This is a genomic window from Streptomyces chisholmiae (assembly GCF_031845445.1).
GTDB classification, from domain to species: domain Bacteria; phylum Actinomycetota; class Actinomycetes; order Streptomycetales; family Streptomycetaceae; genus Streptomyces; species Streptomyces chisholmiae.
The window spans coordinates 541,466-553,943 of sequence record NZ_JAVREO010000002.1; the positions used below are offsets into that span (position 1 = coordinate 541,466).

Below are 12,478 nucleotides of genomic sequence, written 5' to 3' on the forward strand. Positions count from 1 at the left end.
CGACGGGCCGCGGCTCAGCGCGGCGCCCGCGCGGCCAGGAACGCGTCGAAGGTGCGCGGCGGCCGGCCGGTCAGCTCCTCGACCGCCGTCGTCACCTCGGAGGCACCGCCAGCGGCCAGGTCGGCGTAGAGCCACAGGAGATCGTCCACGAACCAGTCGGGCAGGCCCCGGGCGCGCAGGCCGGCGCCCGCCTCGGCCGGCGTCTGGTCGTGGAACGGCACGCCCAGCTTGGCGGCGATCTCCGCGTGGTTGAGCGCCTCCGGGCCGGTGATGTCGTAGGCGCGGTCCTCGGCGCCCGGGCCGGTCAGCAACACGGCGGCGCAGGCGGCGATGTCGTGGGCGTCGATATAGGCCACCCGGCCGGCGCCGTAGGGGCCGGAGACGGCGTCGGCGGCGGTGAAGCCGCCCTCGCCGGTGAAGAAGTTCTGCATGTACCCGGTGGGCCGCAGCAGCGAGTACGGCACGCCGGAGGCGATCAGGTGCCGCTCGATCTCCCAGTGCCCGCGCACCGACAGCTTCGCCGCCGGCGACGGCCGCCAGGCCGACACCTTGACCACGTGCGACACCCCGGCGGCGCCGGCCGCGTCCAGCACGGCGGTCTGCTGGCGCACCATCGGCTGCGGGCCGGGCACCGGCAGCGCCCCTCCGCTGTTGAGCAGCAGCCGGTCCACGCCGGCCAGGGCGGCGGCGACGGAGGCTGGCTCGTCGAAGTCCCCCACCACGAAGGGACAGTCCAGCGCCCGCCCCTGGGCCGCGTCCCGGACCAGCGCCCGGAACGGAGCCCCACGCTCCCGCAGCAGGCCGACCAGCTGTCGACCGATGGTGCCGGTGGCACCCGTGACAAGAATCATCCGCTCCCCCTAGTAACCTGAGGCCGTCTCAGGAAACGCTAGCACGCCAAATCGAGGGGGCCTCAGGTTATGTCGGAGACCGCGCGGGATCACGCGCCCCGCCGCCGGCGGGCGGACGCCCAACGCAACCGCGAACGGCTGCTGGCCGAGGCCGACGCGGCCTTCCGGGAGCAGGGCACCGAGGCGTCACTGGAACGGATCGCCCGCCGGGCCGGCGTCGCCGTCGGCACCCTCTACGGCCACTTCCCCAGCCGCGCCGCCCTGTTGGACGCGCTGCTCCGGGACCGGCACGAGGCGCTCTTCACGCTCGGCGACGCCCTGCTGGCCACCACCACGGCGCCGCCCCCGTTCGAGGCGCTCACCCGCTGGATGCGCGCCGTCGCCGCGCACGGCGCCGGCTACACCGGCCTCGCCGAGCAGCTCTGGGGCGGCCTCGACGACCCCGACTCGGAGCTGCACGCCGCCTGCGCGCGGCTGTCGGCCGCCGGCCGGGCCCTGACCGAGCGGGCCAGGGCCGCCGGCGCGATCCGCGCCGAGCTGACCCCCGACGACATCTTCGCCCTGGTCAGCGCGGCGGCCTGGCTCCTCGGCCGGCACCGGGACACGGCCCAGGCCGACCGGCTGCTGACCGTCCTCCTCGACGGCCTGCGGCCCTGACGCGCCCCCGCCCGGCGGGGCTCAGCGCCGCCAGAACAGGTGGTGGGTGACGCCGCTCGGGCTGGGCACCGACTCGTGGTGGAACCGGTCGGACAGCTCCGCCGGGGACTCCCACAGCCGCAGCCCCGAGCCGAACTCCACCGGGGCGACCGCCACATGCAGAGTGTCGACCAGATCGGCCGCCAAGAACTCCCGGATGGTGCTGACCCCGCCGCCGAGCCGGACGTCCAGCCCGCCCGCTGCCTCCCGAGCCCGCGCCAGCACCGCGGCCGGCTCCTCGTCGACGAAGTGGAACGTGGTGTCGGAGAGGGTGAACGAGGGCCGCGGGTGGTGGGTCAGCACGAACACCGGGGTGTGGAACGGCGGCTCATCGCCCCACCAGCCGCGCCACTCGTGGTCCGTCCACGGCCCGCGCTGCGGCCCGAACTTGTTGCGGCCCATGATCTCGGCCCCGATGTGGTGGCTGAAGTCCCGGGTGAAGTAGTCGTCCAGGCCCCGGCTGCCGCCCGGCTCGGTGCGCCCCGGCCAGCTCGCCGTGGCGCCGGCCCAGGAGAAGAGCCGCTCGGCGCCGGGCAGGCCGAACGGACTCTCCAGGGTCTGCGCCTCCCCGGCGGCCACCCCGTCGCTGGAGACGCTGAAGTTCTGCACCCGCAGGAGCTGGGCCATGGCCCTCCTTCTAGTCGTGACCGATGTGCTGGGTGTTCCCCAGGGGATGACCTGGCGGGCGGCGAGAACTCATCGGTGCCGCCCTGACCAGGCCCCACCCCCGCCCGCCCCACCTCTCCGACGGCACCCCCAACGCCCTCGGCCGCCCGGCACGCGCCGGTACGGAGTCGGCCGGGCGGAACGGTCGCCCACAGGGGCAGCGGGCTCGTGGTCAGGGGCGGGTGCGGTCGATGAGGTGGGCGATGCGGGTGCGGGAGTCGTCGGCGGGGAGGGCGGTGGCGGCGATCCGCTCGAAGGCCTCCTCGAAGCGCCGCACGTCGTCGGCGCCCTCCACGAAGTGGCCGCCCCTGACGGTCTCCAGGTTGACCACCGGCGGGGACGGGTGCTTGAAGCGGATGATCTCGAACAGCCCCAGCAGCCCGGGGTGCGGGGGCGCGGTCAGCGGCATCACCTGCACGGTGACGTGCGGCAGTTCGGAGACCTCCAGCAGGTGCCGCAGCTGCTCCCGCATCAGCGCCGGCCCGGCGGCGAACCGCTGGTAGAAGACGCCCTCGTGGATGACCGCCCAGAGCCGCAGCGGCGGCAGGCCGTTGTCCCGGCTGGTGAGCACGGCCTGCCGGGTGCCGTGCAGGTGGGCCAGCGAGGCGATCTCCTCGGGCGGCCGGGTGCTGGTGCCGGCGATGACCTCCCGGGCGTAGCGGCCGGTCTGGAGCAGGCCGGGGACCACGCCGGGCGAGTAGACCTGGGTGCCGAGCGCGTCGGTCTCCAGGGTCAGGTAGTCGCGGTAGCTGAGGTCGACCAGGTTGCCGTATCCCGCCCACCAGCCGCGCCGGCCGGCGTCCCTGGCCAGTTCCTCCAGGGCGCCGACCACCTCGGGGTCGCCCACCCCGTACTGGCGCAGCAGCGGGGCGATGAACTGGGGCTGGATGCGGGCCTGCCCGGTCTCGATCCGGGACAGCTTGCTCTCGTCCCATCCCATGGGGCCGGCCGCCGCCCCCAGGCTCAGCCGCGCGTCGCGTCGGTGGCCGCGCAGCGCGTTGCCCAGGCGGCGCCGGCGAAGGGTGGGAACGGCTCGGACGTTCGGCATGGTGGGGGTGCGGGCCCTCTCGTGAGCGGTGGGGGGACGGGAGCGTGCCGCGCCCGCGGGTTGTCGGGCGGGCTGCTGAGGTCGTGCGGCGGGGGACCGGCTCCGCCCGCGCCTGTCCGCGCCGCCCACCCCGTCATGCGTGCCAGGTTCTACCACGCCCGCCGCCGCCACACGCACTCCCGATGGGCGGTCAACGGCGGCTTTGGGGCGTCGACTTGGTCGCACGGAGGGGCCACCGCCGGCCCGGCCCGCGGGCCGGGCCGGCGGCGGCGTGACGCCCGCGCGCGGGCGGCGGGGCCGGCGCCCCGGCGCAGGTCACGGCGAAAGTCTGACCCCCGGGTGGTCCATAACTGCCCCGGCCACGGGAATCGAACGGCGCCGCCCCGAGGTCGGCGCGCCGCACGGCCACGCGAACGTCCCCTGCGGGCGTCGAAGTTCGCCCGATCGGGGGTACTCGAACAGTGCCCGAACCCGCCCGGACCGGGGGAGCCACACCCCGCCACGGTGACGCCACCGAGGGCTGGCCGCCCCCGTGCCGGACGCGCCGCCGGGGCCAACCGGCCTGTGGTGGCCCCCCGTTGGGGCCGGCGCTCCGGGCGCGATCACCCCGCCGTCATCGGCGCACCGCCCGGGGCGCGCGCTCCGGGCCGCAGGCCCGGACCCCGCCCCGGCGCGGCCGCCCGTTGCCGGCGGGCACCGGCGGGCGGCCGCGCGGCCAGCGCGACCGCGACCGCCGCCGCGGTCAGCGGACCAGCGTCCGGCGGGCCTCCGGGCGGTGCACCCCCCGTGGTCGGTAGCCGAGTTGGTCGGCCAGGCCGACCAGGTCGGCGAGCAGCCAGACGATGGCCAGCCACATCTCCGTGCCCTGGAGCCCGGGTTCGGTCGCCGGCACGCCGGCGCTCTTCGGGTGCGGCGCCTGGAAGCCGAAGCCGGCGCCGGCCGTCCAGTGCCCCAGCGCCTCGGCCAGCAGCCGCTCGGCCAGCGCGGTCACCTCGGCCGACCGGTGCCCGGCGCCCCTGGTCAGCCACAACGGGTGTGCGATATCCAGGATGTTGCACGCGTTCTGCCGCCGCGGATCGGTGTACCGGGCGTCCCGCGCGTGTGCCAGCACCGTGTCGACCACCCGCTCCGGGTATGGCACCGGCAGCCCGAACTGGGCGAACGTGCCGCGCGACGCCCGGTAGAAGCCGTTGACGATCTGGAGCAGCCCGTCCGCCGGGCGCGGCTCGCCCCACATCCCGGTGCGCGGGTCGGCCCGGGCCAGCAGCCAGCCGAACAGCGCCTCCCGCGCGCCCGGTTGGCCGGGCGCGCCCAGCTCCAGGTTCCAACTGAACGCGGTGCCCAGGATGTCCACCCAGTCGCCGGCCTGCCAGGCGCCGTCCCGCCACGGCTGCCGCTCCAGCCCGGCGACGATCTCCGCCGCCTCCGCCTCGGCGACCACCCGGACCGGCTCGGCGAACCGGCTGCCGAGCAGGTCGAGGGCGTAGCCGACGGAGAGCACGTGGTAGCCGGCCGCCGGGTCGAACAGGCCCGCCTCCGGCGGGCGTTGAGTCCCGTCGGGGAGCAGCGGGCCGACCATCCCGGTCGCCGGGTCCTGCCAGGAACGCAGCCGCCGCACCTGCTCGTCGGCGGGCAGCTGGTCGGGGGCCCGGCCGAGCAGCAGGTCGGCGATCTCGATCGCGTCGCACTGCGCCCGCACCGTGGGGGCGGCGCCCGGCCGGTCGACGAAGGCGCCGCCGTCCAGCGCCGTCGGGTCGAAGCAGCGCGCCAGCACCCGTTCCGCCTGCTCGCGGGCGGTGTCGGCGAACGCGGCCAGCGCGCCCGCCAGTGCACCTGGCCGGGCGGCGGCCGACTGCCCCGAGGCGCCCGCCAGGTGACCCGCCCGCCCCGCCGAACCGCCGTCCGCCGAACCGCCGTCTACCGAACCGCCGTCCGCCGGCGGCGCCAGCTCGGGCACCCGCCAGCGCAGCACCCGCGCCGGGTTGCCGCCGACCACCGCGCCGGCCGGCACGTCCTTGGTGACCACGGCGCCGGCGCCGATCACCGAGCGGTCGCCGACTCGCACCCCGTCCAGCACCACCACGTGGGAGCCGATCCACACGTCGTTCCCGACCCGGATGCCCCGGGAGGTGATCGGCTGCCGGTGCACCTCGACGTCCGGGTCGGTCATCGTGTGGTTGAAGCCCAGCAGCGAGGTGTGGGCGCCGATCCGCACCGCGTCGCCCAGCTCGATGTCGCCGCGCACCACGGTGTACGGGTTCATGGTGCAGTCCCGGCCGGTGCGCAGCGTGCCGGTCAGGTAGGCGCCGGCCGCCACGTAGCTGCCCTCGCCCAGCCGCAGTTCGTCCATCTCCACCGAGGCCAGCTCCGAGACGAAGCAGCGCTCGCCGAACCGGTGTGCGCCGGGCCCGGCGGCCAACTGCCGCTGGCGCGCCAGCTGGCGGGCGTGCTCGTCCTGGTCGCCCTCGGACCAGAAGCGCCAGGGCGAGTGGTCGAAGTCAGGGCGGGCCCGCTCGGGGGCGCCGCCGTCGTTGTCGGTTCGCTCAGCCATCCCTATCGTCTCCCTGTCGCTCGACTCGCCCCGGCCGTCCGGCGGTTCACCACGGCAGCCCGGCCAGGTGGTCGGCCACCCGCGCCCGGTCCCAGGCGCCGTCGGCGACCACGACCCGGTACCGGTAGGCGAAGGACCCGCCCGGGGGGAGGCGGAACTCCTCGAAGAAGGCCCAGGAGAACGCCACCGTCGGGATGGGCGTGGAGCGGACGAACCAGTGCGAGTCGTGGATGGCGCGCGCCGGGTCGAGGTTCTCCGGGGCGTGCGCGAAGACCAGGGTGGAGTGCGCGTCCACGTCGTCGTGCGGGGCGGTGAACGCCAGCCAGGGGCTGCTGGTGCCCATCAACTCCCCGCCCCGCTCGGCGCCCTGCGCCGGGTCGGGGCCGAAGACCGTGCCGCCGACGAAGTCGCGCGGGCCGCGCCACTGGAGGCCGGTGTAGCCGGCCAGCTCCCGGCCGTTGGTGGTCGGGGAGCCGAACACCAGGGGTTCGTCGCGGATGTTGGTCAGCCGGATCGACCAGTCCAGCGCCCAGGCGCCGGCCGCCGGGTCCACCGCGTGCACGGTCACCCCACGTCGTTCGCTGGCCCACTCGGCGCCGGCGTGGGTGACCCAGGTGAGGTCCTCGGCCAGGTGGCAGCGGTCCTGGCCGGTCTCCAGGGCGGCGAACCCGTCGTGCCGCATGGCGCCGACCCGCTCCGGGTCCCAGGTCGGCCCCCGGTCGCGGAGGAAGGTGCGGCCGCCCCAGAAGTTCTGCCCGGAGACGTAACTACAGGTCAGCTGGAGGCCCTTGTGCCAGCGGTGGTCGTTGGGCCGGTAGCCGGAGACCAGGTTGCCGGCGAGGGTGCGCAGCGGGTGGACGTAGGGCTTGGCCGACTCGACGGCGATCGGGTCCGGCCGGTAGACGTAGGAGAGCAACGGGACGTCGCCGGCCCGGACGGTGATCCGGTCGCCGTGGGTGTGGGTGGTGGTGAGGGTCATCGCGCGGGGCTCCCAAACAAAGCGGTAAGCGCTTTCTGGGAGTCGACCCTAGGCGGGTCGCGATCGACAACTCAACCCCTCGGGCCACCTCCGACGCCGCCGTCCGCCCCCCGGGGCCCCGCCGCGCCCCGGCCCCTAGCGGGCCGCGAGCCGCTCCAGCAGGGCGGCGCTGCGCGCCAGCAACACCCGCTCCTCGTCGTTGAGTTCGACCTCGATGGCGCGTGCCAGCCAGCCGGCCCGCCGGCCGCGCTCCGCCTCCAGCGCGGCCCGGCCGGCGTCCGACAGCTCGACCAGCGACTTGCGTCCGTCCGTCGGGTGCGCCCGGCGGGTGACCAGGCCCTGTTCCAGGAGGAGGCCCACCGCCCTGGCCATCGACTGGGGCCGGACGCGCTGGTCGGCGGCGAGGTCGCTGGTGGTCATGGCGCCGTCGCGGTCGAGCGCGCCGAGCACGGCGATCTGGCCCAGCGGGATGCGGTCCTCGTGCTTGACGCGTCGGGTGAGCTTGCCCATCGCGGTGCGCAGTTCGGCGGCGATGGCGGCGGCTTCCGGGGTGGACATAGGGCACTTTACCCCGCTGACCAGCCTCCCCGGCCGGTCAGCACGGCTCCCCAAAGGCGAGCTAGACAGCGAAACTGAACAGCCAAACTGCACAGCATTGCTGTATGGTCGATGGTGTCGGGCCCAGCGCCAGCGTTGCCGCAGCCGGGGCCACGGCACCCGACAACGGGAAGGGACTCGCATGTCCAGCACGCCGGTTGACACCGCCAAGGCCGTCATCGAGACGGTCACCGCCCGCCGGATCATCGACAGCCGGGGCAACCCCACCGTCGAGGTCGATGTCGTCCTGGCCGGCGGCGCCCTGGGGCGCGCCGCCGTCCCCTCCGGTGCCTCGACCGGCGCCCGGGAGGCGGTGGAGCTGCGCGACGGGGACCCCGCCCGCTGGCACGGCAGGGGCGTGGACCGCGCGGTGGCCCACGTCAACGGGGAGATCGCGGCGGCCGTGCGCGGCCGGGACGCCACCGACCAGGCGGGCCTCGACGCCGTGCTGGTCGAGCTCGACGGCACCGCCACCAAGTCCCGGCTCGGCGCCAACGCGATCCTCGGCGTCTCGCTCGCCGCCGCCAAGGCCGCCGCCGCGGCCTGCGGCCAGCCCCTCTACCGCTACCTCGGCGGCGCCGAGGCGACCCTGCTGCCGCTGCCGATGATGAACATCGTCAACGGCGGCGCGCACGCCGACAACCCGCTGGACTTCCAGGAGTTCATGATCGCGCCGGTGGGCGCGGACACCTTCGCCGAGGCCGTCCGGATGGGCAGCGAGGTCTTCCACACCCTGCGCCGCGACCTGCTGGCCGCCGGGCACGCCACCGGCGTCGGCGACGAGGGCGGCTTCGCCCCCGCGCTGCGCACCGCCGAGGAGGCCCTCGACTTCGTGGTGGCCGCCATCGAACGCACCGGCTACCGCCCCGGCACCGACCTCGGCCTGGTGATGGACCCGGCGTCGTCCGAGTTCTTCCACGACGGGGTCTACGTCTACGCCGGCGAGGGGGTGCGCCGGACCCCCGCCGAGCACGCGGACTACCTGACCGGGCTCGTCGACGCCTATCCGATCGTCTCGATCGAGGACCCGATGGCGGAGCACGACCTGACCGGCTGGCGCGAGCTGACCGCCCGGATCGGCGACCGCTGCCAGCTCACCGGCGACGACGTGTTCTGCACCAACGAGACGCTGCTGCGGGAGGGCATCCGCACCGGCGTCGGCAACTCGGTGCTCGTCAAGGTCAACCAGATCGGGACGCTGACCGAGGCGCTGGCCACGGTCGCCGCCGCCCACCAGGCGGGCTGGACGGCCGTCATGTCGCACCGCTCGGGCGAGACGGAGGACACCACCATCGCGGACCTGGCCGTGGCGACCGGCTGCGGCCAGCTCAAGACGGGCTCGCTCTCCCGTTCCGACCGCACCGCCAAGTACAACCAACTGATCCGGATCGAGGAGGAGTTGGGCGACGCGGCGCGGTACGCCGGCCGTGCGGTGCCGCGCCGGGCGTGACCTCGGCACCGGCCCCGCCGGGCGTCGGGTTACTCCGTCACCCCCCTCGGGTCGATAATCTGTACGAATGACGGAGGGTGGCGAGGGCCGGAGAGCCCTGGGCGGGGAGACCGGCGACGACCGGCGCGGCGGCGGGCGGCGGCATGGGGCGGCCGGCCCCGACCCGACCGCCCCCACGCCCGTGCACTACCGCTCCCCCTACCGGCGGGCCGCCTGGTCCGTGATCCTGATCGGCGCGGTGGCGGCGGCCCTGGGCGCCGCCCGCCTGGCCCACGCGGGCCCCGACTGGTGGGCGGGCGCCGGCCTGCTGCTGGCGCTGTCGGGCGTCGCGTGCCTCCCGGTCATCTTCGCCCGGCTGGACGCCGACGCGCACGGCCTGCGCTACCGCAGGGTGCTGCGCCGGCGGGAGCTGCCGTGGGCGGAGATCGCCGACCTGCGGGTGCGGCTGAAGCACACCAGGGCGCCGCAGGGCGACGACCGGCGCCACGTGGCCCTGGTGCTGCGGAACGGGCGCCGGCGCGTCCTGCCGCTGCCGCGCGCCTGGGCCGCGTACGACCCGGAGTTCGACACGCGGCTGGCCGCGCTGCGCGCCCTGTACCAGCGGCACGGCGACCCGGCGTCGGAGCACCTGCCGGTCATCACCAACCGCTCGGCGGGGCGCGGCTGGCTCGGCTCGGCGCTGGCGGGTGGGCTGCTGCTCGCCGCCGCCACGGGCATCCTGGTCTGGGTGCTACCCGACGCCACGTCGAACCACCGGGCCTGGCGCTCCGCGGAGCCCTGCCCGACCGGGGAAGCGACCCAGCGCCCCACCGACTGCCTCAGCACCCAGCCGGCGGTGATCGAGCGCACCGACGCGGGGCGGCCCCGGCAGACCAGCTGGCTCTACTTCACCGACGGCGTTCCGGTGGCCCGGCTGGCGGTCTCCCGGGAGGCCGCCCAGGACTTCCGGCCCGGTGATCCGGTGCGGCTGACCTGGTGGCACGGCCAGGTGATGGAGGTCGCAGGCGAGGCCCACCGCTGGCGCGAACACGTCGCCGGGCCCGGGGACTTCACCATGGTCGCGGCCGGGCTGCTGCTCGGCGCCGGCTACCCGGCGGCCCGGCTGCTGATCCGGGCCCGGGGCCGCCAGCTGCCCGACGACGAGGTGCTGCCCTCGGCGTGGCCGTTCGTCGGCGCGCTCGTCGGCACGGCCGGGTGGCTGCTGCCGCTCTGCTACCTGCATCCGCTGGACGCGTTCGCCGCACCGGGCACCACCGCCTGGGCGGTGGGCGGCACCCTGGCCTCGGCCGCGCTGTTGGCCTGGGCCTGGCGGGCCACCCGGGTCGTCGCCCCGGCGGACGCGGCGGACCCGTGGTCGGTGCCGGCGCCCGGGCCGCGGGCCGCGGCTTCGGCTTCGGCTTCGGGTTCGGGTTCGGTTCAGGATTCGGCGGAGGTGTTCCTGGCCGGGCGGTTCCTGGAGGCCACCGACTACAACCCGCTGCACTTCGGCACCCACCTCGTCCTCGGTGGCGGCCCGCTCGCGGTGGTCCCGCACGCCGGGCCTGGCCGCTTCGGGGCCAAGCCGGTGCCGGTGGACCGGCTCACCGTCCGGGAGGTGCGCCGGCCCAGGGGTGACGAGGGGGAGACCGTGCCGGCCCGCTGGCACATCGCCGAACTCGACGACGCGGGCCGGACGGTGCGCCTCGCGGCGGCCCCGGACGACCTCGCCCGGATCATCCACGCGCTGGAGTCGACCCGGACCAGTCCGCCCGGCCGGTGAGGACCGGCCCGGCGAACGGTCGGAGGCGAACGGTCAGAACTGCGGGTCGAGGTAGGAACCCCAGGTGTACTCGCGGGTCTCCGTCAGGGTCACCGTCTCCGTGAGGTCGACCGCGTCCCAGTCGGGGTTGGCCGGGTCCAGCGTCGTCTGCTGGGTGTAGAAGTCGCCGTCCGGGTACAGGCAGTCCTGCCAGCGGTACTCGCCGGCGCCGAGCTGGAAGTCGGGCCGGTGACCGTCGGCCAGCGTCTGGCCCCAGTCGTAGGTGCCCGCCGCCAGGGTGATGGTGCGCTCGACGCACGACTCCGGCATGGTCGGCGTGGGCTGGTGGGTCAGTTCCTGGGTCTTGGTGTTGTAGGCCGTCTCGGCGTCGGCCGCCGCGGGCGCGGCCGCGGCGGTGCCCGGCGCGCCGAGGGCGGCGGCGCCGAGCAGGCAGGTCAACGTCACGAGGGTGCGGGAGATGCGGGCCATGTTCGGCTACCTTCCGGTGGGGTCGAGAGGCGCGCGACGGGACCGCCGCGCCGCCGGCCGCGCCCGGCCGGACCGGCCGGGCCGAACGCGCCCGACCGCCGCCCGAGGCGACCACCCCACAGGTGTAACCCGCCCGACCTGGGACCCGTCCCGACGCCCTGACCTGCCCGAACGCCCGTCTGAACGGCGCCGGTTCAGACTGGCCACGCCTCGGCGGAGTCGTCGAACCAGGCCGACTGGCCCTCCGGCGTGACGCTCAACCCGAACCGCTCGTGCCCCGGTCGGCCCCGTTCCGTCCACCACCGGTAGGCGGCCTCCACCTCCTCCCACAGCCGGCGGGCGCCCGACTGCCAGACACGCGCCTCCCGCTCCCCTTCGCGGAAGAGCACGCAGGCCCAGGACCGGTCGGACAGGTCGTAGAACCAGACGGGCCGAACGCCGTCCCGGCGGTCGGCCACCGCCTGGACGCAGTCCCGGACGCGCAGGCCCAGCACGAACGGCAGCGCCGCGTAGCGTCCCGGGACAAACTCCCCTTCCGGCACCTCCGTGCTGGACACGTCGGCCCCTTCGAGGCCACCGGCGGGCACATAGGCGCCGTGGTCCCGGGCGGGCAGCCGGCGGCCACGCAGCTTCATGAACTCCACCGGCCGGCTGAAACGCCCCGAAGCCCGTCCGGCGTGCACGGTCAGCCGGACGACGGCGTCCGCGTGGGTGTAGTGCGTGCCCCAGGGGGCCACGATGAGGCCGCCCGGCCGGACCTGTGCGAGCCACGCCCCGGGGACGGCGCGCAGCCCGACCGTGGCCAGCACCCGGTCGTAGGGAGCGTGGGCCGCGTACCCCTCCCAGCCGTCCCCGACCACGGTGCGCGGGGCGAGCCCGAGCGCGCGCAGCCGCGCGCCGGCCCGCCGCGACACCGAGGCGTCGACCTCCACTGTGGTGACGCGCGCCGCACCGCAGCGGTGGCTCAGGGCCGCCGCCGTCTCACCGGTGCCGGTGCCCACGTCCAGCACCTTCATCCCCTCGTCCGGGGCCAGTTCGCGCAGCATCCGGTAGACCACGGACGGCATCGACGAGGAGCTGGTGGCCACCCTCCCCGGCCCACGGCCGGTGTGGTCGCCGTCGTCCCACTGGGTCACGATCGGAAGGTCGCGGTCGGCCGTCGCGTGCCAACCCGCCGGATCTTCGGCCCGGTCCACGGTGGCGCTGGTCTGCGCCGCGATGTCGAAGGGCCAGACCAGGTCGGGGAGGAAGGCGGCCCGGTCGACGGCGGCGAAGGTCGGGGCCCAGTCCGGGGACAGGGCGCCCGCCGCGCGGAGGTCCCGCCCCAGCCGCTCCCGGCCGGGGCGGCTCCCCGCCGCGTCTTCCCCGGTCACTTGCGGTGCGTCCCGTCGCCGGGCGGTGGGGACCCGTCGG

General features: G+C 75.8%; 10 protein-coding genes and 1 pseudogene. 3 read left to right on the plus strand and 8 right to left on the minus strand.

The window, feature by feature from the left end; translation table 11 throughout:
• Nucleotides 1-14: 14 nt before the first annotated feature.
• Nucleotides 15-851, minus strand: a complete 837-nt coding sequence (locus tag RM844_RS05240) for an SDR family oxidoreductase (protein ID WP_311665234.1) — start codon at nt 849-851, stop codon at nt 15-17.
• A 69-nt stretch (nt 852-920) separates the two neighbouring features.
• Here RM844_RS05240 and RM844_RS05245 point away from each other — a divergent pair, with 69 nt between their 5' ends.
• Nucleotides 921-1,508, plus strand: a complete 588-nt coding sequence (locus RM844_RS05245; protein ID WP_311665236.1) for a TetR/AcrR family transcriptional regulator — start codon at nt 921-923, stop codon at nt 1,506-1,508.
• 21 nt (nt 1,509-1,529) lie between these two features.
• Here RM844_RS05245 and RM844_RS05250 read toward each other — a convergent pair whose 3' ends face one another.
• The 5 genes and pseudogenes from RM844_RS05250 to RM844_RS05270 all read right to left on the minus strand — a co-directional run bounded on the left by RM844_RS05250 (nt 1,530) and on the right by RM844_RS05270 (nt 7,349).
• The gene (locus RM844_RS05250; RefSeq protein WP_311665238.1) at nt 1,530-2,174 is read right to left on the minus strand and encodes a dihydrofolate reductase family protein; all 645 of its coding nucleotides are present in this window, start codon (nt 2,172-2,174) and stop codon (nt 1,530-1,532) included.
• 211 nt (nt 2,175-2,385) lie between these two features.
• Nucleotides 2,386-3,261, minus strand: a complete 876-nt coding sequence (locus RM844_RS05255; protein ID WP_311665240.1) for a helix-turn-helix domain-containing protein — start codon at nt 3,259-3,261, stop codon at nt 2,386-2,388.
• A gap of 1,948 nt (nt 3,262-5,209) precedes the next feature.
• Nucleotides 5,210-5,374, minus strand: a pseudogene (locus RM844_RS33480) (DapH/DapD/GlmU-related protein); the annotation flags it as partial.
• A 484-nt stretch (nt 5,375-5,858) separates the two neighbouring features.
• A complete protein-coding gene (locus RM844_RS05265; protein ID WP_311665244.1) occupies nt 5,859-6,791 on the minus strand; it encodes a DUF6807 domain-containing protein in 933 nt (310 codons plus the stop codon).
• A 135-nt stretch (nt 6,792-6,926) separates the two neighbouring features.
• Complete coding sequence (locus tag RM844_RS05270) at nt 6,927-7,349, minus strand: MarR family winged helix-turn-helix transcriptional regulator (RefSeq protein ID WP_311665246.1); 423 nt, start codon at nt 7,347-7,349, stop codon at nt 6,927-6,929.
• 181 nt (nt 7,350-7,530) lie between these two features.
• Here RM844_RS05270 and eno point away from each other — a divergent pair, with 181 nt between their 5' ends.
• Together eno and RM844_RS05280 are read left to right on the plus strand one after the other, a co-directional pair.
• Nucleotides 7,531-8,838, plus strand: coding sequence for a phosphopyruvate hydratase (gene eno / locus RM844_RS05275; protein WP_311665248.1), 1,308 nt, complete (start codon nt 7,531-7,533; stop codon nt 8,836-8,838).
• Nucleotides 8,839-8,905: 67 nt separating this feature from the next.
• Complete coding sequence (locus RM844_RS05280; RefSeq protein ID WP_311665250.1) at nt 8,906-10,597, plus strand: PH domain-containing protein; 1,692 nt, start codon at nt 8,906-8,908, stop codon at nt 10,595-10,597.
• Between the two features lie 33 nt (nt 10,598-10,630).
• Here the strand turns inward: RM844_RS05280 and RM844_RS05285 are convergent, their stop codons facing one another.
• A complete protein-coding gene (locus RM844_RS05285; protein ID WP_311665252.1) occupies nt 10,631-11,065 on the minus strand; it encodes a hypothetical protein in 435 nt (144 codons plus the stop codon).
• 194 nt (nt 11,066-11,259) lie between these two features.
• On the minus strand, nt 11,260-12,438 hold the full coding sequence (locus RM844_RS05290) for a methyltransferase domain-containing protein (protein ID WP_311665254.1): 1,179 nt from the start codon (nt 12,436-12,438) through the stop codon (nt 11,260-11,262).
• Between the last annotated feature and the right edge of the window lie 40 nt (nt 12,439-12,478).

Excerpts from the sequence above, each read along its gene's own strand:
- RM844_RS05265 (WP_311665244.1), bottom strand. The coding sequence starts at position 6,791 with ATGACCCTCACCACCACCCACACCCACGGCGACCGGATCACCGTCCGG.
- RM844_RS05270 (WP_311665246.1), bottom strand. The coding sequence starts at position 7,349 with ATGTCCACCCCGGAAGCCGCCGCCATCGCCGCCGAACTGCGCACCGCG.
- RM844_RS05285 (WP_311665252.1), bottom strand. The coding sequence starts at position 11,065 with ATGGCCCGCATCTCCCGCACCCTCGTGACGTTGACCTGCCTGCTCGGC.
- RM844_RS05255 (WP_311665240.1), bottom strand. The coding sequence starts at position 3,261 with ATGCCGAACGTCCGAGCCGTTCCCACCCTTCGCCGGCGCCGCCTGGGC.
- eno (WP_311665248.1), top strand. The coding sequence starts at position 7,531 with ATGTCCAGCACGCCGGTTGACACCGCCAAGGCCGTCATCGAGACGGTC.
- RM844_RS05280 (WP_311665250.1), top strand. The coding sequence starts at position 8,906 with ATGACGGAGGGTGGCGAGGGCCGGAGAGCCCTGGGCGGGGAGACCGGC.
- RM844_RS05240 (WP_311665234.1), bottom strand. The coding sequence starts at position 851 with ATGATTCTTGTCACGGGTGCCACCGGCACCATCGGTCGACAGCTGGTC.
- RM844_RS05245 (WP_311665236.1), top strand. The coding sequence starts at position 921 with ATGTCGGAGACCGCGCGGGATCACGCGCCCCGCCGCCGGCGGGCGGAC.
- RM844_RS05250 (WP_311665238.1), bottom strand. The coding sequence starts at position 2,174 with ATGGCCCAGCTCCTGCGGGTGCAGAACTTCAGCGTCTCCAGCGACGGG.